Source organism: Ensifer sp. PDNC004, assembly GCF_016919405.1.
Taxonomy (GTDB): domain Bacteria; phylum Pseudomonadota; class Alphaproteobacteria; order Rhizobiales; family Rhizobiaceae; genus Ensifer.
Genome location: NZ_CP070352.1, coordinates 1,411,408 through 1,434,416 on the forward strand (window position 1 = coordinate 1,411,408; position 23,009 = coordinate 1,434,416).

Below are 23,009 nucleotides of genomic sequence, written 5' to 3' on the forward strand. Positions count from 1 at the left end.
GGGCGACCTATTTTCGCTTGAGATTGATCTCGCTTGTCACCACCCGCCTTCCTGAAGCGGGATCGACATCGATGGTTGTCAACCGCATTCCATTGGCGCCGATCTTGCGCAAGGTGAGGTCGGCGCTGCGGTCGCCGTTGACTTCCTTGGCCCAGCGGATGGTGAGGTTGATCGCGTCGCCGCGCCGGCTGCCATTAAGGCCGGCGCGCCCGCCGCGCGGGCCGAGATAGGAGCCGCTATAGGTTGAGCCGGAATAGCGCAGCTTCGCGTCGACCGAGCGCGAGATCACGAGCAGGCCGCGACAGACGCCCTCCATCGACAGTGCAAGGCCGCTGGCCTCGGAATTGAAGCTGCAGGTGACATTGACCGGCGACAGGTTGGTGCGGATGCGCACCGTTCCTGTTCCCGCCCAGTTGCCGCCGAGCGTCTTCAGGAAAGCGCCTTCGTCTGCGCGCGCACCGCCGGCAGCGAGTGCGGTCATGGCGACAAGCAGCAACCATTGGGGCATGGACGCAACCCTCCCTCCAGGGCGTCGATCTTACAAAAAGGGCATCTGGATAACCAGCCGAACGTGTGACGGCGGCGGATGTTCCGTTCGCGGCGTCATATTCCGTGCAGAACTTGCGTGGCTTTCACCGCGGCGGACGCCCGGTTCTCGACGCCGAGCTTCACGTAAATCTGCTCCAGATGCTTGGTGACCGTACGTGCACTCAGGCCGAGGATCTCGCCGATGTCGCGGTTCGCCTTGCCCTTGGCGATCCACAGCAGCACCTCCGCTTCCCTGGGGGTCAAAGCGAAGTGCTGACGCAACACCGCATCGTCTGAGCGACGATTTTCGGCCGTGAGACGGAAGAGGTGTTCATTCGGGCCGATCGAGCCGAGGAAGGATATCTGCAGCGACGACTGCTCGGGCTGGTCGAGCGTGAAGCTGCCGTCTTCGGGCGCGCTGGCGCGCAGGCGGGTTGCCATCCAGCCCGCGATGCGCCGGGTGACGATTGCCATGCCATCGTCGCGGCCGGTTGCGGCGTTGACGAGACGCGTTGCCTGCGGCGTCGACCAGCAGACGCTTCCGTCGCTGCGCACCGCGAGCAGATGGCGGCCGGCCGCGTCGAGTGCGACCCTTGCGCTCTGCGCCGAGCGGGCATTGGAGAGATGGACGCGGATGCGCGCCCTCAACTCATCGATGTTGATCGGCTTGGTCAGATAGTCGACGCCGCCGGCCTCGAGCGCGCGCACCACGTGTTCGGTCTCTGTCAGCCCTGTCATGAACAGCACCGGCGTCTGGCCGACGGCGGCGTTGCCCTTGAGGCGGCGGCAGGTCTCGAAGCCGTCGATGCCGGGCATGACGGCATCGAGCAGGATGACGTCGGGCGTGATGCGCTCGGCAATCGAAAGGGCAGCATTGCCGGAGGTCGCGATCAGCACGGAAAAGCCGGATTGTTCCAGCGCTTCCGTCAGGAAGCCGAGCGCCTCCGGGGAATCGTCGACGAGAAGCACGATGTCGCGGCGGTCATTGGTTTCAGCCATGGGCGTTGTCTCCGTTGGCCGCGTTGTTCTTGAGGAAAGCGTCGTAGCCCGAGAGGTCGAAGGCCTGCACATAGGCGCGGGCGGCCTCGGCGAAGGGCTGGTGTTCGGGCTGCAGGGCAATCTCCGTCAGCTTGGCCTCGATGCCCCTGACATAGCCGATCTCTCCAAGGCGGATCAGCTCTTCGACGTGGAAGGCGTCGGGGCGCATCAGCGGTTTTGTGGCCGGTGCCGGGCCGGCTTGCTTCTCCTCTCCCTCGTGAACCCAGGTGAGGCCAAGGTGCACGGCGAGCTTGTCGGCGAGTTGGCCGACGGGGAAGGGCTTGGCGAGCGTGTCGCTGTGGCCGCGGAACGCTCCGGTCGCCGAACCGTCGCCGATATTGGCCGACAACATGATGATCGGCGCGACCTGTCCGCCCTGGCGCAGCCGGTCGACAAGCTCCCAGCCGCTCATGCCCGGCATCGAAATATCGATGAGGAAGAGGTCCGCGCCGAGGTCTTGAAGCAGCGCCAGGCAATCGGCTCCGGACGCGGCGGTCAGCACTGTGAAGTCCATCGGCACGAGGATCTCACGCATGAGGTCACGATGGTCGGCATTGTCGTCGACGACGATGATGGTGCGGCGCGGGCCGAGATAGGAGGTGATGCGGCGCGGGGCTGCGGGAGGTAGCGCACGATCGACCGCCGACAGCATCAGCCTTACCCGGAAGCTGGTGCCTTGCCCCAGCGCACTGGTGACGGAAATTTCGCCGCCAAGCGTCTGCGTCAAAAGCCGCGTGATCGTGAGGCCGAGACCGAGGCCCGGCATGCTGCCTTGATGTTCGGCCTCGCCGCGCTGGAAGGGATCGAAGATGCGCGGCAGGTCCTTGTCGCCGATGCCGCGGCCGCTGTCGGCAATCGTGAAGGTCGCGACCTGACTGCGATAGGCGACATCCAGACGGATGCCGCCGCGCTCGGTGAATTTCATAGCGTTGGAAAGGAGGTTGACGAGGATCTGGCGCAGGCGTTTCTCGTCGGTCTTTACATAGCGCGGCAGGCTGGCGGCGCGCTCGTGCTCGAAGCTGATGCCCTTCGCCAACGCCTGCGGCCGGAACATCTCGACGATCTGGTCGAGGAAATCGTGAATGTTGATCTCGTTCGAATAGACCTGCAGCTTGCCGGCCTCGATCTTCGAAATGTCCAGCAGTCCGTCGATCAGGCCGGAAAGATGATCGGCACTGCGCTTGATCACCTTGATCGCGCCCTGGCGCGCCGGCGGGATCGTCTCGTCGCGCTCCAGCACCTGGGCGTAGCCGAGCACGGCGTTGAGCGGCGTTCGAAGCTCATGGCTGAGGCCGACGACGTAGCGGCTCTTGGCGCGGTTGGCGGCCTCAGCCGTTTCCTTTGCCTGCTGCAGGGCAGCGTCGGTCTTCTTGTGGGCGGCGATTTCCTTCAGGAGCAACGTATTCTGCCGGGAGGATTCTTCTTCGGCGACCACGCGGCTGTCATGGGCAAGCACGTAGAACCACGAGACGATACCGGCGAGCACCGCAAAGACGAAGAAAACCACGGTTACGGTGCGCTCGACGACCGCCGCGACCTCCGGGGATGTGCCGGCGGTCTGATGCGCGATCATTGCGAGGATGAGGCCGATACCGGCGATCGACAGCACTGCAGAGATGGCGTAGCGGCCGAGCCGCGTCGCCAGCTTTTCCGTGACGGAGCGCGGAAGCAGCGTGTTGGCAACGGTCGCGACCTGAGCGTTGAAGCGCGCCTTCGGCTTGCACATGTCGTGGCAGCGGCTATCGAGCGAGCAGCAGAGCGAACAGATCGGCGCCACATAGGCCGGGCACCAGGCCATGTCCTCCGGCTCGAACGGGTGCTCGCAGATCGAGCAGGTGATGTCCGTCCGGTTGGCCCAGCTTCGGCGCGGTTTGCGGGCAAGGTAGAACTTGCCGTCGGTCGCCCGGGCGATCGCAGGCGAGGCGACGAAGGAGGCGACCAGCGCGATGTAGGGCGCAAGCGACGCAGCGACGTCGCCGAAGGCGCCGAAATGCGCTGTCAGTGCCACCGTCGCCGAGATCGCCATGGCGCCGAGGCCGACAGGGTTGATGTCATAGAGATGGGCGCGCTTGAACTCGATGCCCGGCGGCGACAGGCCAAGCGGCTTGTTGACGAAGAGGTCGGCCGAAATGGTGCAGAGCCAGGCCATGGCGATGATCGAGAAGACGCCGAGCGTTTCTTCGAGCAGCCGGTAGATGCCGAGTTCCATCAACAGAAGCGCGATCGCGACGTTGAACACCAGCCAGACGACGCGGCCCGGGTGGCTGTGGGTCAGCCGCGAGAAGAAGTTCGACCAGGCGAGCGACCCGGCATAGGCGTTCATGACGTTGATCTTCAACTGCGACACGACGACGAAGGCGACCATCAGCAGCAGTGCTGCCGTATCGGAGGGGATCATGTAGCCGAAGGCGGTGTAGTACATCTGCGCTGGATCGGCGGCCCGGGTCGAAGGCACGCCGGCCGAAAGCGCCAGCACCACCAGGAAGGAGCCTGCCAGCAATTTCGGCGCGCCGACGATCACCCAGCCAGAGCCGGCGAGGAAGACGGCGATGCGATGATGCAGCTTGCGCTGACCATCGGGCGGCAGGAAGCGCAGGAAGTCGACCTGCTCGCCGATCTGCGCCATGAGCGCGAAGATGACGGCCGATGCCGCGCCGAACTCGACGAGATCGAACGGCGCGAAGGTGCCGGGCGGCCCTGAAGCGTGATGCATGCCCGCATAGGCAAGCCAGGCGCCGACCTTCCCCCAATCGGCGAAGGCGATGAAGACGAAGGGCAGGACGTTGAGCACGATCCAGAAGGGCTGCGTGATCAGCTGGAACTTGCTGATCAGCCGCACGCCGTGGGTGACGAGTGGGATGACGACGACGGCGCTCAGGATGTAGCCGATCCACAAGGGAATCCCGAGCGCCAGTTCGAGCGCGCCGGACATGATCGAGGCCTCGATCGCAAAGAGGATGAAGGTGAAGCTGGCATAAATCAGCGAGGTCACCGTCGAGCCGATATAGCCGAAGCTGGCACCACGAGTGAGCAGATCGATGTCGACGCCGTGGCGGATGGCGTAGCGGCTGATCGGCAGCCCGACGGCCAGGATCATCAGGCTGGCGACGACGATTGCGACGATCGCATTTGTGGTGCCATAGGACATGGTAATGGCGCCGCCGATCGCTTCTAGCGCCAGAAACGAGATCGCGCCGATGGCGGTCTGCGAAATGCGCTCGGAGGAAAACCGCCGGGCGCTCTTGGCGGTGAAGCGCAGCGCATAGTCTTCAAGCGTCTGGTTGGCGACCCAACGATTGTATTCCCGCCTTATGGGAATGATGCGCTGGCGTGCCGCCATGGGGGTCCTAACGTGCCGTCGAGGGAACTTATGCCTCTTTTCTTAGCACGGAAGATTTCTGCTTAAAATTGCTGCAAACGAAAAATTTGCGGGAAGGGCAGACTGGGGCGGCCCGTTCCCAATGCCCATAGGTCAACGGACGGCAGGCGGTAGCTGATGCCGTGGAAACCAATTCAAACGAGAGCAGGAAGCGTGCGTCAGCCAGCGTGGCAATAGATTGGGTTGCTGATCGCCCGGCGGATCGTCTGGCGGGCGATATCCTCCTCGGAAAGCTGCCAGGGCAGGCTTTTACCGGCGAATGCGTCGCGGAACTCGGCAACGATCGTCTCGCGGCTTGCGACGGCGACGATTTCGGTCCGGAAGAAGCGATCGGGCGAACCGGCATAGTGGCCGGTCCAATCGTCGGCTTCGATCACCTGTTCGCTGACAATGCCCGAGGCGTCGAGCCACAGCAGCCTGTCGCCGACGGCGCCGCGAACCAAAGCCTCTGCAGCCACCGGGCCAGCTACCGTCGATCCCATCGGCTGGCCGTTGGCAACGAGTTCCAGATGCGGCCCGGTTGGGCTTTCCGTGACATAGCCATGGCCTAATTTCATGGCCCCGAGCACGGCGTCTTCGGAAAGTTCGTTGAGATAGAGAACCGTCGTCGGCCGAGCAAGAACCAGCGGTCCCTCGGGCATCAGCCGCGCCGGCTGATGGAAATCGCTGCCGCCGATCGCCGAGATCTTCAGGCCGGAGGCGAGGCGCTGCTGGTAGCGTTCGAGTGACACCCAGTTCCACGCCAGCCAATGGGACTGCCAGACCTCCATGCAGTCGATTTCGGGCAGGTCGTAGTCCCAGGGGATGGTCGGCTTGTCGTGATTGACCGAGATCAGGCCGTCGCTTTCGTGCACCAGGCGCGCGAGTGTGTGGGCGTGCTCGGGTTTCGTCATGCGGAAATCGATCCAGTCGTCGACGCCGAAGACATTGGCGTGGCCGACCGCGGTAGTAATTTCCATGGCACGGACGAAGACGAGGTCGGCGGAGGAATGCGGGTGAAAATAGCGCCGCTGGGTGATGGTGTTGTGGTCGGCAACCGCAAGAAAATCGAGCCCCGCCTGTTTGGCGGCGGCGTGCAACAATTCGGGCGAGCCGGCCGCATCCGAGTGGAAGGTGTGGCAGTGCAGGTCGCCGCGATACCAGCCGGCCTGTCTGCGCACGGGGACGGTTCTTTCCGGTTGCGGAGCAATCGGACGTGGGCTCTTGTCGAAGTCGACCATCACGCGGACGTCGGCGCCGTCATCGGGGATTTTGTAGAGACCGAGCATCACCTTCCACCGGCCGGGCGGTATCTGGCCGTGAATGTAGCCGGGTGTTGCGTCATCGGTGGCGATGAAGAAGCGGTCGCGCGCCCCGCCGCTCCAGCCGCGAAAGCCTTGGCTGGTCGGGTAGTCGGTCGCCCGCGGATCGAGCGCGCCGAGATCGATGATGCAATCTTCCGCCTTCGGATAGCTTAGCGTGGCGTCGATGCGCGTCACCCCATCGGGCACCTCGAAGGGTATGTAGAAATAGGGATCGGCCGCCTGATGCTGCCGGGTGATCCGCACGGAAAATTCCTGCATGGCGGCCTCAGCACTCGTCGGCGGCGGGAATACGCGCGCCGCTGTCGTCGAAGAGGGTGATGTGCCTGGCGTCGAAGGCGAGATGGACTGATGTTCCGACCTTGATCTCGTCGTCTGTAAAGATGCGCGCGGTGACGCGACCGTTGTCGCCGCGTTCCAACGTGACGAGGCTCTCGGGTCCCATGTTCTCGTTGGCGAAGAGTGCGCCGGAGACCACGTTCGGGTCACCCGCGGCAGCAATGCGCAGATGTTCGGGGCGGACGCCGAGCGTCATCTTGCCTGATTTTGCCGCCTTGGCGATGGCCTCGGTGAGGGGGATCGGCGCAAGCTGAAGGCCGTCGGCGCGGAGGTGGAGGGCGCCCTCGCCGATCGATGCTTCGACCGGTACCAGGTTCATCGGCGGATTGCCGACGAAGTTGGCGACGAAGGTGGTTGCCGGTCGGCGGTAGATCTCGATTGGCGGGGCGAACTGAACGATCCGGCCCTTGTCCATGACGGCGATACGGGTCGCAAGCGCCATGGCCTCGGCCTGATCGTGGGTGACGTAGACGGCGGTCATGCCCATGTCGCGCTGCAGGTGGTTGAGGAAGCCGCGCGCTTCGAGCCGGAGCTTGGCGTCGAGGTTCGAAAGCGGTTCGTCGAAAAGATAGACCTCGCTCGGATAGACGAGCGCACGCGCCAACGACGTTCGCTGTTGCTGGCCGCCGGAGATCTGGCTTGGCAGGCGCTTCATCAAGTCGCCGATCTTCAGGACATCGGCGACTTCCTTGGCCCGGGCGTGGCGCTTGGTTTCCTGCTCGCCGCGCACTTTCAAGGGGTAAGCGATGTTGTCGGCGATGTTCATGTGCGGGTAGAGCGCATAGTCCTGGAAGACCATGGATATGCCGCGGTCCTTCGGATGCAGGTAGGTCACGTCCCGTCCCCCGATCATCACTCGGCCGGAGGTCGGAGTTTCAAGTCCCGCGATCATGCGCAGGCTGGTGGTCTTGCCGCAGCCCGACGGGCCGAGCAGGCAGATGAATTCGCCATCGGCGATCTGGAAGCTGATGTCGGGCACGGCGACGAAGGCGCCGAAGGTCTTGGAGATGTTCTGGAATTCGACAGAGGCCATGACAGATTTCCGATTACGACTTGATGCCACCGAAGAACCGGAAACCGAATTTCCAATTCACGAAGAGATAGAGGGCGATGACGGGCAGGGAGTAGATCAGCGAATAGGCGGCAAGCAGCGTGACGATCGGCGTGCCGGCCTCCGAATAGAAGGAATAGATGGCGACGGAGGCCGGCATCAGCTTGTCGCTGCGCAGCAGGATGAAGGGGATGAGGAAACTGCCCCAGATGTTGACGAAGGCCCAGACGACCACCACGACGATGCCCGGCCGGATGACCGGCAAAGCCACGTCGAAGAACGCCTGCAGCGGCGAGGCGCCGGCGACCATGGCGCTCTCTTCATAGGAGCGCGGGATGGCGTCGATGAAATCGCGCAGAATGAACATCGCGGTCGGCAGTAGTCCGCCGGCAAAGACGAGGATGACGGCGAGATGGGTATCGATCAGGCCTGCCGCCGAGATGATCAGGAAGATCGGCACCATCGCCGCCGAGCCTGAAACGACCGACGAGAAGAGCAGCAGGATATAGGTGACGGCACCCTTGCCGGGGATCGGCGAGCGCGAGAGGGCATAGGCGGCAAGCGTCGCCGCCGCGCCGACCAGTACCACGCCGCCCGCCGCCTGGATCAGGCTGTTCAGCAGGGCCTGCATCGCAAACGTGTTCTGGAAGACGGTAGTGAAGTTCGAGAGCGTGAAGGGCGAGGGGATCGCGAGCCCGAGTTCGGCACGGGCATTGAACGGGGCGAAGATGAACCAGACGAGCGGCAGCGCGAAGACAGTGCCGAGGAAAGTGGCGGCGGCCGCAAAGATCGTGCGCCGCACGAAGATGTTCTGAGTTTTCTTCCGCATCATTCCGCCTCCACCGGCTTCTTGTGGGCAAGGCGTAGATAGACGAGCGCAAAGGCCAGGTTGATCAGCATGATGACGACGCCGACGGCAGCGCCCTTGCCGAACTCGAAATCCTTGAACGCGATGCGGTAGGTGTAGATCGAGAGGATCTCGGTGCGATAGGACGGCCCGCCATGGGTGAGCAGGAACGGCGTGAAGACGTTGAAGGTCCACATGGTGATGAGGATCAGGTCGGTCACGACATGGCCGCGGATCAGCGGCAGCGCAATGTCGCGAAGCTTCTGCCAGGAGGTGGCGCCGGCCACATCTGCCGCCTGGAAATAACTCGGCGGGATCGACTGGAACGCCGAATTGAACAGCATCATCGAGAAGGCGGCGCCCCGCCAGGTGTTGAAAAACACGATCACCCAGAACGGTTGCTGCAACAGCCAGTCGCCGGGCGGCAGGCCGAGACCGCGCAGGATCATGTTGAGCGTGCCGTTGTCGTAGTCGAGGAAGGCGAACCAGGCGAAGCCGATTACCACCTCCGGCAGGATCCAGGCGGCGATGACAGCCGTCTGCAGGAAGGATTTGAGCGTCGGCGTGACCGTCTGGCTGAGCCAGGCGAGCAGGAGACCCAAAAGCGCCTGGCCGATGAGGGCCGATAGCAGCACGAACTGGATCGTCAGGATCAGCGAAAAGCCGAACTGGCCGCGGGTAAAGAAGGTCGCGGGATTGAAGAGCGCGAAATAGTTCTGGAGGCCGACGAAATCGGGGTCGACGGCCGTGCGGCCGAGCAGCGTGCGGTTGGTGAAGGATACGAAGATCACCCAGAAGAAGGGAATGATGACGAAGACCCCGACGAGGGCCGACGCCGGTGCCAGGAAAAGCGCGCCGGCGCGCGTCGAAAGCAGGGTGAATTTCTTCATGCGTGTTTCATGCCCATATCCTGGATCGGGAGCCCGGCCACGGATGGCAGCCGGGCGCTCTGTCGTTGGATCGAAGCGGGACGAGGGCTTGGTTAGGGCCGCATCCCGCATTGGCGTTAGAGCGTGCTGACGGTGTTTTCTTCGCCGACGATGGCGATCACGGCCGCCTTGTACTGGGCCATTGCGTCTTCAGGCGAAAGCTCGCCGGAAACGACGCTTTCGGTCATGCGTTGGATCTCGGTCGAGACCTTGTTGTAGTTGGCGTCGTTCGGACGGGCCGTGGTGATCGGCAAAAGCGTCGTTGCCGTTTCCGTCAGGAACGGCGAGTTCGGGATCGCCACGTCGTCCCGGATGCGGATGGCCGGCTGGATTTCCTGGAACGCGTCGAGCTGCTCCTTGCTGTTCATGAAGGAAAGCAGCGCCCAGGATTCGGCAGGCGCGTCCGTATGCGGATTGATGACGAAGCCGGTGCCGCCCGACATGGTGACGAAGTCCTGGCCGCGCAGGCCCTTACCCGGTGCCGCGGCCGGCATCTTCTTCCAGGTCATGGTGTTGTCGCGATCGGCGACGGCGAATTCGGCGCCGGGCGCTGTCACCGAGCGATAGAACCAGTCGCCCTCGATGAGCATCGCCGTCTTGCCGTCGCGGAAATTGGCGAAGGTCCGGTTGCGGCCGTCGGCCAGCAACTGCGCGCGCTGGTCGCCGAGCTTGTCGTCGACATAGATGGTCTTGTAGAGCTTCAGCGTGTCGAGAATGCCCTGGCTCGAAACGATGTATTTGCCGCTGTCGTCGGTGACCTGTTCGCCGGTGCCGAGCAGCGCCATCCAGTAGCCCTGCATCGTCGTCGCCTCGCCCATGGAGACACCGGCATTGAGCTGCAGCGGGAAGCTGTCAGGGGCCGCCGCCTTGATCTTGCGGGCGGCGTCGAGCAACTCGTCCCAGGACTTCGGCTGCCAGCTGTCGGCATCGAGGCCGGCCGATTTGAACAGGTCCTTGCGCACGAAGATCATGCGGGCGTCGGTGCCAAGCGCGATGCCATAGGGCTTGCCCTGGTAGCTCATCAGCGCCTTGGTGCCGTCGGAAATATGCTGCCAGCCTTCCCATTTCGGAACGTCTGGGCCGGCCACTTCCTCAAGCGGCTTCAGGAGATTGCCCTGGACGAAGCTCGGGATCAGGAAGCCGTCGAAGCCGGAGACATCAGGGCCGGCGCCGGTGGAGAAATCGAGCGCGAGCTGCTGCGTCAGCTGCTCGTCCTCACCGCCGAACTGGGTGAGCTTGACGGTGACGTCCTTGCCTTCGCCCTTCATCTTCTCGGTAAAGGCCGGAATGACCTTCTTTTCGATCCACTCGGCCATGCCGCTGTTTACGCCGCCGATGATGCAGCGGCAGGTAATGTTGAGTTCGGTGGCGCTCACGGGTGCTGCAAAGGCGATGGCCGCGGCTGCGCTGAGCAATAGGGAATGAAACCTGGTACGCATGTTTTCTCCTCCCGGTCGATCCTCTCAAGGACCTATGTGTCTGGCTGCGACAGTCCGTCCCTCCTCCAGGTCCGGCGTCCCGACGACGGTCAAGAATGAACACGCTTTCATTTTTGTCAACACGCATCATGTGTTCCAGGCGCAAAAATTGACGGAATACCTATTCCACTTGACGAAATCGCTGTGTTGCTTTCTTCTGCGAATGAACACGTTTTCATTTTGTGACGGATCGATGAACGAGCGCGCCGACAAGAAAGCTGCCCGAGCCACCGCCGACCAGGTGGCGCGCGAGGCCAATGTTTCCCGCGTGGCGGTCTCGCGGGCCTTCAACCCGAATGCTTCACTGAAGCCGGAGAAACGCGACCGCATCCTGCAGGTGGCGCGGGAGCTCAACTACACGCCCGACATGGCGGCGCGATCGCTGGTGACCGGCCGCTCGCATCTCGTCGGCATGATCGTGCCCGACGTCTGCAGCCCCTGGGAGAGCCAGGAAATCGACGCGTTGACGACGGCGCTGCAGGCGGAAGGCTTCGCCACGCTGCTCTTCAAGGCCAAGGCCGATTTCAGCATGGATCCGCGCCTGCTCACCTATATGCGCGGCTTCAATCCGGATTCGGTGATCGCCTTTACCGAGAACATCCTGCCCGACGTGCTCTGCGGCTTTCTGGACCGCGCCGTGCCGATCTACGTGATCTACGACGACGTGAAGCAGTTTGCAGGGGCTGCCTCCGGCACGCTCTATGACCGCCTGCTCGTGCGGCAGAAGAACGGCATCGAGCAGGCCGTGGCCCTGCTTCAGGGCTATGGCGCGCGACGCATCGCCTATCTCGGCGGCAAGGCGCAGTCGCTTGCCAATGCCGAGCGCGAGCGCACGCTGAAGGAGACGCTGGCCGAACGCGGCATGGACGCGCCGATCGTCCTTGCCGGCGACTACACCTACGACACCGCCTACCAGGCGACGCTCGATCTCTTCAGGATCGGCGAGGGCGCCGATGCGATCTTCGCGGCCAACGACGTCGGCGCCTTCGGTGCGATCGACGCGCTCCGCCACGAACTCGGGCTTTCGGTGCCAGAGGACGTCAAGGTCGTCGGTTTCGACGACATCCCGCAGGCGCACTGGAAGAGCTACAACCTCACCACCGTGCGCATCGACCTCGAAGAGCGCGTGCGTGCGCTCGTCCGCCTCATCCTCATGCGGCTTCGGGCACCCGATGCCGAGCCATTTACCGAGACACTCAACACCCGCCTGATCGTGCGGGGCACCGTCGGCTGAAGGTAGCGAACATGACCGAAAAAACGCATTCACGTCGTCTTCAAGACCCATCTCGATATCGGCTTTACCGATCACGCCGAGAAGATCCGCAAGCAATATCACGAGCGCTTCATCCCGCAGGCGATCGAGACGGGCGCGCATTTTTTCAACGAAAACCCGGACGAGCCGCAGTTCATCTGGACGACCGGCGCCTGGCTGATCTGGGATCATCTGAATTCACGTTCGAAGGAGGAGGTCGCCCGCCTGGAGCAAGCGATCGAGCGCGGCCTGATCCGCTGGCATGCGCTGCCCTTCACCACCCATACGGAGCTGATGTCGCCGGATCTTTTCAAGGCGGGGCTTTCCTACGCGCAGGAACTCGACCAACGCTTTGGCCTGAAGACGATCGCCGCCAAGATGACCGACGTGCCCGGCCATACGCTCGGCATGGTGCCGCTGCTCGCGGAAGCCGGCGTGCGCTTCCTGCATATCGGCGTGAACTCCGCTTCGCCGCCGCCTGAAATCCCGGATATTTTCCGCTGGCGGGCGGCGGGCGGCGAGGAAATCGTCGTCATGTACCAGCGCTCCTATGGCGAGACCTATTTCCCCGAGGGTCTCTCCGATGGCCTGAGCTTCGCCCATACCAGCGACAACATCGGCCCGCAGAGCGTGTCGCAGGCGGCCGAAGCCTATCGCGAAATCCTCAGACACGAGCCGGGTGCAACCGTGCGCGCAGCGACGCTGGAGGACTACGGCAAACTGATGTGGGCGGCGCGCGAGCGTTTCCCGGTCGTCGAGAAGGAACTCGGCGATAGCTGGATCCACGGCAGCGGCACCGATCCGGAAAAGATCGCCCGCTATCTGGCGCTGCAGCGGCTCTACGACCGCTTTGCCGGTGAGCGGATGACCGCAAGCCGCCAGGCCTTTGGCCGCAAGCTGGCGCTGGTGGCCGAACACACCTGCGGCGTCGACATCAAATCCTTCCTGCGCGACGAAAAGGCCTGGGCACGCCCCGCCTTCGAGGCGGCACGGAAATCCGATCAGCGCTTCCACTATACCGAGGCCTCCTGGGCGGAGCAGCGGGCCTACCTTGAACAGGCAGTGGCGGAACTAGACGGAGAAGATGCCGCGCGTGCGGGAGCGGCGCTTGTCGAGCTTGCCGCGCCACCGTGTCCTGAACCCGCGAATTCTGCCACTCGGCTAAAGGTGGGCGGCTGGACCATCGACCTCGATCCGGCCACAGGGGATGTCGCCGCCTTGACCGCGCCCGACGGCCGGACGGTCCGTGGCGACGATGGTTCGCTGATCGCCTATCGCTACGAAAGCTACGATGCCGGCGACGTGCGGCGGCATATGGATACTTACCTGACCCAATGGATGGACTGGGCGGTGCTTGATCACGACAAGCCCGGGCTTGCCAATGTCGCGGAGGCCCGGTCCCGGACTTATGCGCCCAGGCTTCGGGGTACGACGGCGACATCGATTGTCGGGGAAATGCCCATCGAGGCTGTGGAGCAATTGGGTGCGCCGGCCGAAATCGCCATCGACTTTTCCGCTGGCAAGGACGGCCTAGACATCCGGCTGACGCTTTACGGCAAGAACGCCAACCGTATGCCGGAAGCGAGTTTCCTGTCGTTCACGCCCGAGGGGCGTTCCGCGTGGGGTGTGCGCAAGACGGGGCATTGGCATGCGACCGACAATTTTGCCCGTGCGGGGGGTGCGCAGCTGCAGGCGGTCACGGCTGTTCGCGGGCAGACGGAAGCGGGTGTAGAGCTGCTAGTCGAAAATCTCGACACGCCGCTGGTTGCGCCGCAGTCCTGGCCGTTCATGGCCTTCTGCAAGGACTTGCCCGACTACTCCTCAGGCGTCCGCTTCAACATCCACAACAACAAATGGGGCACCAACTTCCCCATGTGGTGGGGCGGCGACTTCACCACGCGCTTCAAGCTCAGCTTCAGCGGTCGGTAATCGTCAGCGACTGCGGAGTGGTGGAGGGCTCGTCTTCGTTCGGGTGAGCCGATCCCGTCTCCCGTTGGAGGCACCAGATGTCGACCGGAAGGCGGCGACCCGGCAGCACGACCGCCTCGTGCGATATCCATGCGGCCTCCGGTGCGGGTCCTTGAAGCCGGCACATCAGCGAGGCGGAGACGACGAGCGGCACCTGCAGCGTCTTGGTCATGGATTCCAGGCGCTGGGCGACGTTGACCGCATCGCCGATGACGGTGAATTCGCTGTGGCAGCCGCTGTCGAGAACGCCGCCGACGACGGTGCCGTAGTGCAAGCCGATGCCGGCATCGAGCGCCGGATGGTTGTTGCGCGCGTTGTGGTTCTTCCAATCCGTGAGGATGTCGACGAGATCGAGTGCGCAGGCAAGCGCCCTGTCGGCATCGTCTTCCTTTGGCCTTGGCTGGCCGAAGACCGCCATGACGCCATCGCCGATGAACTTGTCGACCGTACCGCCGTGTTCGAAGATCGTCTGCGAGACGAGCTGGCGGTATTCGGCAAGCACGAAGGCGAGCTCAGGTGCCGGCGCCGCCTCGGCAAAGCTGGTGAAATCGCGCAGGTCCACGAACATGATTGCGGCGCTGCGCCGCTCCAGGCCGAGCACATCGCCTTTCTCCTGAAGCGCGGAAACAACCAGCGGCGAGAAGAAGCGCGAGAGATTTTGCCGCCGCTGGTCGGCCTTCAACGCTTCCTTGCGCGTCCGGTCGTGGTCGCGCGCAAGAAGATAGATGGCAAAGGCGGTGAAGCCGAAGCTCACGGTCAAACCAAGATCCTGGTTGAAGAACGCTCCGAGCAGCGAAAGCGGACCGGACGCATCGTGCCTTGCCGCAGTCATGGCCAGCATCGTTACCCAGGATAGGAGCACAATGGCGGAAAAGAGCAGGACCAGGCGTCGCTCGAGCTTGAGGCCGACATGGACGAGCAGGATAAAGGCGACGACGAGGCTGGTCGTCGTCAGATTGTGGTTGGCCGTTACTGGACCGGCCAGGATATGGGCGTAGAGCAGCAGCGCGACCAACAGCGCATCGAGAACGACGAAGAGGGTCGTCAGCGAGGTGCGGCCGGGCAGATAACGCGACGTCGCCACCGACGCCACGCTGATGGCGAGATAGCTGACGACGACGACCGCGTGCATGCGTTCCGCACCCGCATTGCCGCCGAGCAGCAGGCTTGCCAGCAGGATTGCGAAAGCAACGAAGCGCAGGGTGAGCGAACGCTTCTCCCGGGCAGAATCCCAATGCGGATGAAGTGAGGACGTCATGTCTTTCGGCATTCCCCTGCGTCAACGGCCGGCGATAGCCGCTCTGCTACCAGTCGATTCGCGTCGAATATGTGGCGTGGCCGAACGCCCGCTGACCTGCGGCCAGATTAGGTTTTAGGGCTTCCAACGATGGGAAGGTCAAGGCCGCTGCCATCGTTGCGATGCAACTGCCCGCGACGAGGCTACCTCTCGCGTTCCTCTTTGCCCCCGGCGCCTACGTAGAATGACGTATGTGCAGTGCAGCGTGGCTGTCCGATGATCCCCTCAAGCAGCGGCTAGAAGCACCGAAAGGCCAGTTGCTCCAGAACGAGAGGGGTTCCATCAGATGACTATCAAGGCAAGCGTGACCGGCGCATTCCTGGCCGCTATCCTGTCGACGACGGCGTTCAGCGGCGCCTTCGCCGCGGACGACACGATCAAGGTCGGCATCCTGCATTCGCTCTCCGGCACCATGGCGATTTCCGAGACGACGCTGAAGGACGCCATGCTGATGCTGATCGACGAGCAGAACAAGAAGGGCGGCCTGCTCGGCAAGAAGCTCGAGGCCGTCGTCGTCGACCCTGCGTCCGACTGGCCGCTCTTTGCCGAAAAGGCGCGCGAACTGGTCTCGGTCGACAAGGTCTCGGCGGTGTTCGGCTGCTGGACCTCGGTGTCGCGCAAGTCGGTTCTGCCGGTATTCGAGGAGCTCAATTCGATCCTCTTCTACCCCGTCCAGTACGAGGGTGAGGAAAGCCAGCGCAACGTCTTCTACACAGGGGCTGCACCCAACCAGCAGGCGATCCCGGCCGTCGACTACCTGATGGAGAACGAAAGCGTCGAGCGCTGGGTGCTCGCCGGCACCGATTATGTCTATCCGCGCACGACCAACAAGATCCTCGAAGCCTATCTGATCGCCAAGGGCGTGAAGCCCGAGGACATCATGATCAACTACACGCCCTTCGGTCATTCCGACTGGCAGACGATCGTCTCCGACATCAAGAAGTTCGGCTCGGCCGGCAAGAAGACCGCCGTCGTCTCGACCATCAACGGCGATGCCAACGTGCCGTTCTACAAGGAACTGGCGAACCAGGGCGTCAAGGCCGAGGACATCCCGGTCGTTGCCTTCTCGGTCGGCGAAGAAGAGCTTGCCGGCCTCGATACCGGCCCGCTCGTTGGCCATCTCGCCGCCTGGAACTACTTCCAGTCGGTCGACACGCCGGCCAACGCCGAATTCATCAAGACCTGGAAAGCCTACACCAAGAACGACAAGCGCGTGACCAACGACCCGATGGAAGCGCATTACATCGGCTTCAACATGTGGCTGAAGGCGGTCGAGAAGGCTGGCACGACCGATACGGACAAGGTTCTGGACGCGATGATCGGCGTCTCCGTGCCCAATCTTTCGGGCGGCTATTCGACGATGATGCCGAACCACCACATCACCAAGCCGGTGCTGATCGGCGAGATCCAGGGCGACGGCCAGTTCGAGACCGTCTGGGAAACGCCCGGCCTCGTCGTCGGCGACGAATGGTCCGACTATCTGCCCGACTCGAAGGACCTGATCTCCGATTGGCGCGCACCGATGTCCTGCGGCAACTTCAACATTGCCACCGGCAAGTGCGGCGGCAAGGGCTCCTGATTTCATCACCTAGTCAAAGGCCGGGCGGCTTGCCGCCCGGACAGTGATTGCATGACGAAAACTTGAGACAGGCATGCCCTTCGTTCGGCGGCGCGCACGAGCGAAGGGAGCCTGCCTGGGGCGATGACGGGTTTGTGCATGCGCCGCATGACCGGACCCGGACGAGGGGGCCATGTACCGAATTCTGCAGATCCTATTTGTTGCGCTGTGCCTGGTGATATCCGCCCATGTGGTCGGTGCCCGCGCAGCCGAGGACCTCGGCCCGCTGATCGACCAGCTGGGCAGCGCAAAACTTTCCGACATGGACGACCACATAGCGGCGCTGGCCAAGACCGGCGACGCGAAGGTCATTCCGGTGCTTGAGGCCCTGGGCGAGGGCGAGCTTTACCAGCGCAAGTCCGACGGCAAGGTCTTCCTCGTCAAGACGCAGGGCGCGGACCTGTTGCTCGTCGATCCCGTGAGCGCCGCCGATGCCGGAGAGGCCCCGAAGGCGGCGATGCAGAAGGTCAAGGTCAACAATGCCGTGCGTCGCGCGGTTCGCAGCGCGCTCGGAGGTCTCACGCTCTTCAGCGACGATACCAGTGCGCGCATGAAGGCGGCGCAATCCATGCTGCAGACGCCGAATGCCGATGCGCTCGAGGCGATCGAAACGGCGATCGCGGCTGAGAAAGACGGGACTGTGCGCAAGGTTCTCGATGAGGCCCGCGCGGTGACGCTGCTCGTCTCGGATCGCCCGGACGATCAGAAGCGGCAGGCGATCGCGCTGCTTGCCGAAGGCAACGGACGCAACGGTCTAGCCGTCCTGACCTCTGCTCTCGCCACTGCCGATGTTTCCCTCAAACCCGATATCGAGGCGGCGATCGCTCGGATCGAGCAGACCCAGGCCTTCTGGGGCGCCGGGCAGAACGTCTGGTACGGGCTGTCGCTCGGCTCCGTCCTTTTGCTGGCGGCAATCGGCCTTGCCATCACCTTCGGCGTCATGGGGATCATCAACATGGCCCATGGCGAGATGGTCATGCTCGGCGCTTACACGACCTTCCTCGTGCAGGAAGTCATACGCAATGCCTATCCCGGCCTCTTCGACTGGTCGCTGGCGATCGCGCTGCCGCTTGCCTTTCTCGTGACCGGCGCGGTGGGCCTTGCAATCGAGCGCGGCGTCATCCGCTTTCTCTATGGCCGCCCGCTCGAGACGCTGCTTGCCACCTGGGGCATCTCGCTCATCCTGCAGCAGTCGGTGCGTTCGCTCTTCGGGCCGACCAACCGCGAGGTCGGCAATCCCTCCTGGATGTCCGGCGCGTTTGATCTCGGCGGGCTGACGATCACCTGGAACCGGCTCTGGATCATCATCTTCGCGCTGGCGGTCTTCGCGGCCCTCCTGTTCCTGCTGAAGAAGACGCCGATGGGGCTTCGGATGCGGGCCGTGACCCAGAACCGGCGCATGGCGTCCTCCATGGGTATTCGCACGCCGCTCGTCGATGCCCTGACCTTCGCGCTCGGCTCCGGCATTGCCGGCATGGCTGGCGTCGCGCTCTCGCAGATCGACAACGTCTCGCCCAATCTCGGACAGGGCTACATCATCGACAGCTTCATGGTTGTCGTCTTCGGTGGTGTCGGCAATCTCTGGGGCACGCTCGTCGGCGCCTTCTCGCTCGGCATCCTCAACAAGTTCCTCGAGCCCTATGCCGGTGCCGTGCTCGGCAAGATCCTTGTCCTGGTGCTGATCATCCTCTTCATCCAGAAGAAACCGCGCGGGCTCTTCGCGCTCAAGGGAAGGGCGGTGGAAGCATGATCACCTCGTTTCTGATGAAGTCAGCAGACCGCAGCATCCTCACGGTCGTGGCGATCCTTGTCGGCCTCGCCATGCTTGTCCCGGCGCTCAATCTCTTGACCGCACCCGACCATCCGCTGCATGTGCCGACCTATCTGGTCTCGCTGTTCGGCAAGTATCTCACCTATGCGCTGCTTGCGCTGGCGCTCGATCTCGTCTGGGGTTTCTGCGGCATCCTTTCGCTCGGGCATGCGGCCTTCTTTGCGCTCGGCGGCTATGCCATGGGCATGTATCTGATGCGCCAGATCGGCGCGCGCGGCTCCTACGGCAATCCGCTGCTGCCGGATTTCATGGTCTTCCTCAACTGGAAGGAACTGCCCTGGTTCTGGCACGGCTTCGACATGTTCTGGTTCGCCGCCCTGATGGTGGTGCTGGTGCCGGGGCTGCTTGCCTTCGTCTTCGGCTGGTTCGCCTTCCGCTCGCGCGTCAACGGCGTCTACCTTTCGATCATCACCCAGGCGATGACCTATGCGCTGCTGCTCGCCTTCTTCCGCAACGACATGGGCTTCGGCGGCAACAACGGCCTGACCGACTTCAAGGACATCCTCGGCTTCAACATCCAGGCCAACGGCACCCGCGCCGCCTTGTTCGCGGCCTCGGCGCTGATGCTGGCGCTCTGCCTGATCCTGACGTCGGCGATCGTGCGCTCCAAATACGGCAAGGTGCTCGTGGCCGTGCGTGATGCCGAGAGCCGGACGCGCTTCCTCGGTTACCGGGTCGAACACATCAAGCTTTTCGCCTTCACCGTCTCGGCGATGATGGCGGGTATTGCCGGCGCGCTCTATGTGCCGCAGGTCGGTATCATCAATCCCGGCGAGTTCGAGCCCGGCAATTCGATCGAAGTGGTCATCTGGACGGCGGTCGGCGGGCGCGGCACGCTGATCGGCCCGATCGTCGGCGCGATCCTCGTCAATGGCGGCAAGAGCATCTTCACCGCGGCGTTTCCTGAATTCTGGCTTTTTGCGCTTGGCGGCCTCTTCGTGCTCGTCACCCTGTTCCTGCCGAAGGGCGTCGTCGGAACGGCCGGCGGCTACCTTGCCCGCCGTCGTGCGGAGCGCAAGGCGCGGGCGGCTGAAACACCGGACAATCTGGCCGTTGAACCCATGGCGGCGGAGTAACCACATGAACCAGACAATCGGGCAGACCAAGCCGACCAGCCTTCTCTATCTCGACGGCGTCTCCGTCTCCTTCGACGGTTTCAAGGCGTTGAATGCGCTCTCCTTCGTTATCGAGCCCGGCGAACTCCGGGCGATCATCGGCCCGAATGGCGCCGGCAAGACGACGATGATGGATATCATCACCGGCAAGACCCGGCCGGACGAGGGACAGGTGTTCTTCAAGGGCGAGATCGACCTGACGAAAAAGGACGAGGCGGAGATCGCCTCGCTCGGCATCGGCCGCAAGTTCCAGAAACCGACGGTGTTTGAAAGCCACACGGTGTGGGACAACCTCGAACTTGCGCTCAACCGCCAGCGCGGCGTGTTTTCGACACTGTTCTATCGGGTGACGGCCGAGGACAAGGTACGGATCGAAGAGATCCTTGCCACCATCCGCCTCTCTTCGCGTCGGGGCGATCTCGCCGCCAATCTTTCGCACGGCCAGAAGCAATGGCTGGAGATCGGCATGCTGCTTGCGCAGAAGCCGGAGCTGCTGTTGGTCGACGAACCGGTCGCCGGCATGACGGACGCCGAAACCGCGGAAACGGCCGTCCTGTTGAAGGAGATCGCCAGGACCCGTTCCGTCGTCGTCGTCGAGCACGACATGGGCTTTATCCGTGAACTCGGGGTCAAGGTCACCTGCCTTGCCGAAGGGGCGGTGCTGGCGGAAGGCTCGATCGATTTCGTCAGCAGCGATCCGAAAGTGATCGAGAACTATCTTGGCCGGTGATGGTTCACACCGAAAATCTTCAAGGAGGGCGCGCCATGCTCAGCGTCGAAAACGTCAATCTGCATTACGGCGCCGCGCAGGCGCTGCGAAACGTGTCGATCACGGCCAAAATGGGCAAGATCACCTGCGTGCTCGGGCGCAACGGCGTCGGCAAATCGAGCCTGCTTCGGGCAATCACCGGCCAGCATCCGGTCAGCGCCGGCGCGATCGGCTTCAACGGCGCAGCACTCGCCGGCATGGCGCCCCATCGGCGGGCAAAAGAAGGCATCGGCTACGTCCCCCAGGGGCGTGAGATCTTTCCGCTGCTGACGGTCAAGGAAAACCTGGAGACCGGTTACGCACCACTGAAGCGCGGCGACCGCTCGATACCCGATGACGTCTTCAACCTGTTCCCGGTTCTGCGCTCGATGCTCGGCCGTCGCGGCGGTGACCTCTCCGGCGGCCAGCAGCAGCAGCTGGCAATCGGCCGGGCGCTGGTGACACGGCCGAAGATCCTGGTGCTCGACGAACCGACCGAAGGCATCCAGCCCTCGATCATCAAGGATATCGGCCGGGCGATCCGCTATCTCCGGGATTCGACCGGCATGGCGATCCTCTTGGTCGAGCAATATCTCGATTTCTGCCGCGAACTCGCCGACCACGTCTACATCCTCGACCGGGGCGCTGTGGTCCACGAGGGCGCAGCCGAAACACTGGACACATCAGAGGCGCGCCGCCATCTGACGGTGTGATCGCATCCTGAACAGTTACACCTCCGATGCACCGGCGTTGGGTTTCGTGGCGTCCGAGGCAAGCGACTGCAGGCTCTTGAGGCAAAACCACCTTCTCAAGGGAGCGGAAATTCTCCCCCTGCCATAAAAGCGCCTTCTAAAATCACTAAATCTATGCAGTAACTGACGTATTTTATTGAGAATGGTGCAGTTTGGGTGTAGGACATCCTAAGCGAAAGAGTGCGGCCGTCACAACCCGTTACCCCCGGTAAATGCCGCGGGAAGGGGCGTTGTGGCGGCTTTCCTTGTTCAGGAAAGTGAAGTGACATGTTGACCAAAAAAGGAAAATACGGGCTCAAGGCCCTTGTCGACCTGGCTCAACTGGAGCCCGGAGAGACCGCCTTCATCACCGAGATCGCCACGCGGAACAACATTCCGAAGAAGTTCCTGGATGCGATCCTGCTCGAATTGCGCAACGCCGGCATCCTGCGCTCGAAGAAGGGCCCGGGCGGCGGCTATTCGCTTTCCCGGCCGGCCTCCGACATTCGTATCGGCCAGGTCATCCGCACGCTCGACGGCCCCCTGGCGCCGATCCGCTGCGCCAGCCGCACCGCGTTCGAAGCCTGCGACGACTGTGCCGATCCGGTCAACTGTCATGTGCGCAAGTCGATGAGCAACGTTCGCGACGCGATCGCCTCGATCCTCGACAACATGACGCTGGAGCAGTTCGCCGCCAACGACAACGCCTCCGAGATCGTCGCCTTGAAGGACGCGGAAGCCGGTTGACCTCGTCCGCTGTGCCTGCGATCGCGCGATGCGACCGAACAATCGCGGCGTCAGAGCTTCCTGATGATCGCGGCGGCCACTGGTGGTGCTATGATTTCGAGCAGGCGCAGCAGCCGTGCCTTGCCGACATGGATGCGGGTGGCGCCCGGTTCGAGCGCGCGCAGGATTGCCTTTGCCGCATAGGCCGCGCTGATCTTTCCCTTCCCCCGCCCCGAGGTCATCGGGGTATCAACAAGCGGCAGCACCACATCGACCACCCTGACCGCGCCTGCCTGGTGCTGGACGGAGAGCGCGTCCGAAAACATGTGCAGCCCCGCCTTGGTCGCGCTGTAAACCGCAGACGTCGTCTTCGGATGGCAGGCGAGCGCTGAGCCGACATTGACGATGACGAAAGGGCGTCCGGGCGTCTTTGGCAGAAGCAGCCGCGACAGCAGCATCGGCGCAAGCAGATTGGTATCGACCTCGTCGGCGATGTGCTCGACGTCGTAGTGGGGGTCATCGAAGCGGACATTGTGCTGGATGGCCGCGTTGTTGATGAGACCGTCGATCGGATCGCCCGCCAGCGCGCTGCCGCAAGCAATGGTCGCGGCCCGATCGCGGAGTTCCACCACCCGGGTTTCGATCCTCCGGTTTCGCAGGGCCAAGTCCTCCAGCCGCTCCCGGTCGCGGCCAAGCGCGACGACATCGTGCCCGCCCGCAGCCAGTTGCAGTGCGATCTCCCTGCCGATTCCCGAGCTTGCCCCGGTGACGACGTAGCGTGCCATGTGATCTATTTCCCGTTGTTGCGCAGTCGAATCTGCAACGGGGGGACG

The 23,009-nt window shown here is 63.3% G+C and carries 18 protein-coding genes; 8 read left to right on the top strand and 10 right to left on the bottom strand.

The genetic code is table 11. The features are described from left to right. Positions 1–7 precede the first annotated feature (7 nt). The 8 genes from JVX98_RS06235 to JVX98_RS06270 all read right to left on the bottom strand — a co-directional run bounded on the left by JVX98_RS06235 (position 8) and on the right by JVX98_RS06270 (position 10,851). The gene (locus JVX98_RS06235; RefSeq protein WP_192450330.1) at positions 8–508 is read right to left on the bottom strand and encodes a hypothetical protein; all 501 of its coding nucleotides are present in this window, start codon (positions 506–508) and stop codon (positions 8–10) included. A 95-nt stretch (positions 509–603) separates the two neighbouring features. After that, positions 604–1,527: a response regulator transcription factor gene (locus JVX98_RS06240; protein WP_192450332.1), complete on the bottom strand. Its 924-nt coding sequence runs from the start codon at positions 1,525–1,527 to the stop codon at positions 604–606. Then, positions 1,520–4,906, bottom strand: coding sequence for an ATP-binding protein (locus JVX98_RS06245; protein ID WP_205236171.1), 3,387 nt, complete (start codon positions 4,904–4,906; stop codon positions 1,520–1,522). The genes JVX98_RS06240 and JVX98_RS06245 overlap by 8 nt, the downstream gene beginning before the upstream one ends. 197 nt (positions 4,907–5,103) lie before the next feature. Continuing rightward, positions 5,104–6,507: a CehA/McbA family metallohydrolase gene (locus tag JVX98_RS06250; protein ID WP_205236172.1), complete on the bottom strand. Its 1,404-nt coding sequence runs from the start codon at positions 6,505–6,507 to the stop codon at positions 5,104–5,106. A 7-nt stretch (positions 6,508–6,514) separates the two neighbouring features. Next, positions 6,515–7,618 (bottom strand): ABC transporter ATP-binding protein, encoded by a 1,104-nt coding sequence (locus JVX98_RS06255; protein WP_205236173.1) that lies wholly within the window; start codon positions 7,616–7,618, stop codon positions 6,515–6,517. 13 nt (positions 7,619–7,631) lie between these two features. Next, complete coding sequence (locus JVX98_RS06260; protein ID WP_205236174.1) at positions 7,632–8,465, bottom strand: carbohydrate ABC transporter permease; 834 nt, start codon at positions 8,463–8,465, stop codon at positions 7,632–7,634. Then, entirely contained in the window at positions 8,465–9,373 is a 909-nt protein-coding gene (locus JVX98_RS06265; RefSeq protein ID WP_205236175.1) for a carbohydrate ABC transporter permease, read from the bottom strand. The genes JVX98_RS06260 and JVX98_RS06265 overlap by 1 nt, the downstream gene beginning before the upstream one ends. Positions 9,374–9,489: 116 nt before the next feature. Then, on the bottom strand, positions 9,490–10,851 hold the full coding sequence (locus tag JVX98_RS06270) for an extracellular solute-binding protein (protein WP_205236176.1): 1,362 nt from the start codon (positions 10,849–10,851) through the stop codon (positions 9,490–9,492). A gap of 232 nt (positions 10,852–11,083) precedes the next feature. Here JVX98_RS06270 and JVX98_RS06275 point away from each other — a divergent pair, with 232 nt between their 5' ends. Next, positions 11,084–12,124, top strand: coding sequence for a LacI family DNA-binding transcriptional regulator (locus JVX98_RS06275; protein WP_029742798.1), 1,041 nt, complete (start codon positions 11,084–11,086; stop codon positions 12,122–12,124). 312 nt (positions 12,125–12,436) lie between these two features. Beyond that, positions 12,437–14,071, top strand: coding sequence for a DUF5054 domain-containing protein (locus tag JVX98_RS06280; RefSeq protein WP_246764808.1), 1,635 nt, complete (start codon positions 12,437–12,439; stop codon positions 14,069–14,071). Here the strand turns inward: JVX98_RS06280 and JVX98_RS06285 are convergent. Then, on the bottom strand, positions 14,058–15,368 hold the full coding sequence (locus tag JVX98_RS06285; RefSeq protein ID WP_205236177.1) for an adenylate/guanylate cyclase domain-containing protein: 1,311 nt from the start codon (positions 15,366–15,368) through the stop codon (positions 14,058–14,060). The two genes, JVX98_RS06280 and JVX98_RS06285, sit on opposite strands and share 14 nt — an antisense overlap. Before the next feature lie 325 nt (positions 15,369–15,693). On the opposite strand from JVX98_RS06285, the gene urtA reads away from it, so the two are divergent. The 6 genes from urtA to JVX98_RS06315 all read left to right on the top strand — a co-directional run bounded on the left by urtA (position 15,694) and on the right by JVX98_RS06315 (position 22,197). Beyond that, a complete protein-coding gene (gene urtA / locus JVX98_RS06290; RefSeq protein ID WP_205236178.1) occupies positions 15,694–16,986 on the top strand; it encodes an urea ABC transporter substrate-binding protein in 1,293 nt (430 codons plus the stop codon). Positions 16,987–17,158: 172 nt separating this feature from the next. Next, positions 17,159–18,775, top strand: a complete 1,617-nt coding sequence (gene urtB, locus JVX98_RS06295; protein WP_205236179.1) for an urea ABC transporter permease subunit UrtB — start codon at positions 17,159–17,161, stop codon at positions 18,773–18,775. Next, positions 18,772–19,932 carry an urea ABC transporter permease subunit UrtC gene (gene urtC, locus JVX98_RS06300; RefSeq protein WP_205236180.1) on the top strand — a complete coding sequence of 387 codons (1,161 nt, stop codon included), beginning with the start codon at positions 18,772–18,774 and terminating at the stop codon, positions 19,930–19,932. Before urtB ends, urtC begins: the two co-directional genes overlap by 4 nt. A 4-nt stretch (positions 19,933–19,936) precedes the next feature. Beyond that, positions 19,937–20,701 carry an urea ABC transporter ATP-binding protein UrtD gene (gene urtD, locus JVX98_RS06305; RefSeq protein WP_205236181.1) on the top strand — a complete coding sequence of 255 codons (765 nt, stop codon included), beginning with the start codon at positions 19,937–19,939 and terminating at the stop codon, positions 20,699–20,701. A 35-nt stretch (positions 20,702–20,736) separates the two neighbouring features. Continuing rightward, positions 20,737–21,432 carry an urea ABC transporter ATP-binding subunit UrtE gene (urtE, locus tag JVX98_RS06310; RefSeq protein WP_205236182.1) on the top strand — a complete coding sequence of 232 codons (696 nt, stop codon included), beginning with the start codon at positions 20,737–20,739 and terminating at the stop codon, positions 21,430–21,432. Positions 21,433–21,738: 306 nt separating this feature from the next. Beyond that, on the top strand, positions 21,739–22,197 hold the full coding sequence (locus JVX98_RS06315; RefSeq protein ID WP_192450353.1) for an Rrf2 family transcriptional regulator: 459 nt from the start codon (positions 21,739–21,741) through the stop codon (positions 22,195–22,197). Between the two features lie 50 nt (positions 22,198–22,247). On the opposite strand, the gene JVX98_RS06320 is transcribed toward JVX98_RS06315, so the two are convergent. Continuing rightward, entirely contained in the window at positions 22,248–22,961 is a 714-nt protein-coding gene (locus JVX98_RS06320; RefSeq protein WP_205236183.1) for an SDR family NAD(P)-dependent oxidoreductase, read from the bottom strand. Between the last annotated feature and the right edge of the window lie 48 nt (positions 22,962–23,009).

Excerpts from the sequence above, each read along its gene's own strand:
- JVX98_RS06235 (WP_192450330.1), bottom strand. The coding sequence starts at position 508 with ATGCCCCAATGGTTGCTGCTTGTCGCCATGACCGCACTCGCTGCCGGC.
- JVX98_RS06245 (WP_205236171.1), bottom strand. The coding sequence starts at position 4,906 with ATGGCGGCACGCCAGCGCATCATTCCCATAAGGCGGGAATACAATCGT.
- urtA (WP_205236178.1), top strand. The coding sequence starts at position 15,694 with ATGACTATCAAGGCAAGCGTGACCGGCGCATTCCTGGCCGCTATCCTG.
- JVX98_RS06285 (WP_205236177.1), bottom strand. The coding sequence starts at position 15,368 with ATGACGTCCTCACTTCATCCGCATTGGGATTCTGCCCGGGAGAAGCGT.
- JVX98_RS06255 (WP_205236173.1), bottom strand. The coding sequence starts at position 7,618 with ATGGCCTCTGTCGAATTCCAGAACATCTCCAAGACCTTCGGCGCCTTC.
- urtD (WP_205236181.1), top strand. The coding sequence starts at position 19,937 with ATGAACCAGACAATCGGGCAGACCAAGCCGACCAGCCTTCTCTATCTC.
- JVX98_RS06265 (WP_205236175.1), bottom strand. The coding sequence starts at position 9,373 with ATGAAGAAATTCACCCTGCTTTCGACGCGCGCCGGCGCGCTTTTCCTG.
- JVX98_RS06280 (WP_246764808.1), top strand. The coding sequence starts at position 12,437 with ATGTCGCCGGATCTTTTCAAGGCGGGGCTTTCCTACGCGCAGGAACTC.
- JVX98_RS06260 (WP_205236174.1), bottom strand. The coding sequence starts at position 8,465 with ATGCGGAAGAAAACTCAGAACATCTTCGTGCGGCGCACGATCTTTGCG.
- JVX98_RS06250 (WP_205236172.1), bottom strand. The coding sequence starts at position 6,507 with ATGCAGGAATTTTCCGTGCGGATCACCCGGCAGCATCAGGCGGCCGAT.
- JVX98_RS06240 (WP_192450332.1), bottom strand. The coding sequence starts at position 1,527 with ATGGCTGAAACCAATGACCGCCGCGACATCGTGCTTCTCGTCGACGAT.
- urtB (WP_205236179.1), top strand. The coding sequence starts at position 17,159 with ATGTACCGAATTCTGCAGATCCTATTTGTTGCGCTGTGCCTGGTGATA.
- JVX98_RS06315 (WP_192450353.1), top strand. The coding sequence starts at position 21,739 with ATGTTGACCAAAAAAGGAAAATACGGGCTCAAGGCCCTTGTCGACCTG.
- urtE (WP_205236182.1), top strand. The coding sequence starts at position 20,737 with ATGCTCAGCGTCGAAAACGTCAATCTGCATTACGGCGCCGCGCAGGCG.
- JVX98_RS06270 (WP_205236176.1), bottom strand. The coding sequence starts at position 10,851 with ATGCGTACCAGGTTTCATTCCCTATTGCTCAGCGCAGCCGCGGCCATC.
- JVX98_RS06320 (WP_205236183.1), bottom strand. The coding sequence starts at position 22,961 with ATGGCACGCTACGTCGTCACCGGGGCAAGCTCGGGAATCGGCAGGGAG.
- urtC (WP_205236180.1), top strand. The coding sequence starts at position 18,772 with ATGATCACCTCGTTTCTGATGAAGTCAGCAGACCGCAGCATCCTCACG.
- JVX98_RS06275 (WP_029742798.1), top strand. The coding sequence starts at position 11,084 with ATGAACGAGCGCGCCGACAAGAAAGCTGCCCGAGCCACCGCCGACCAG.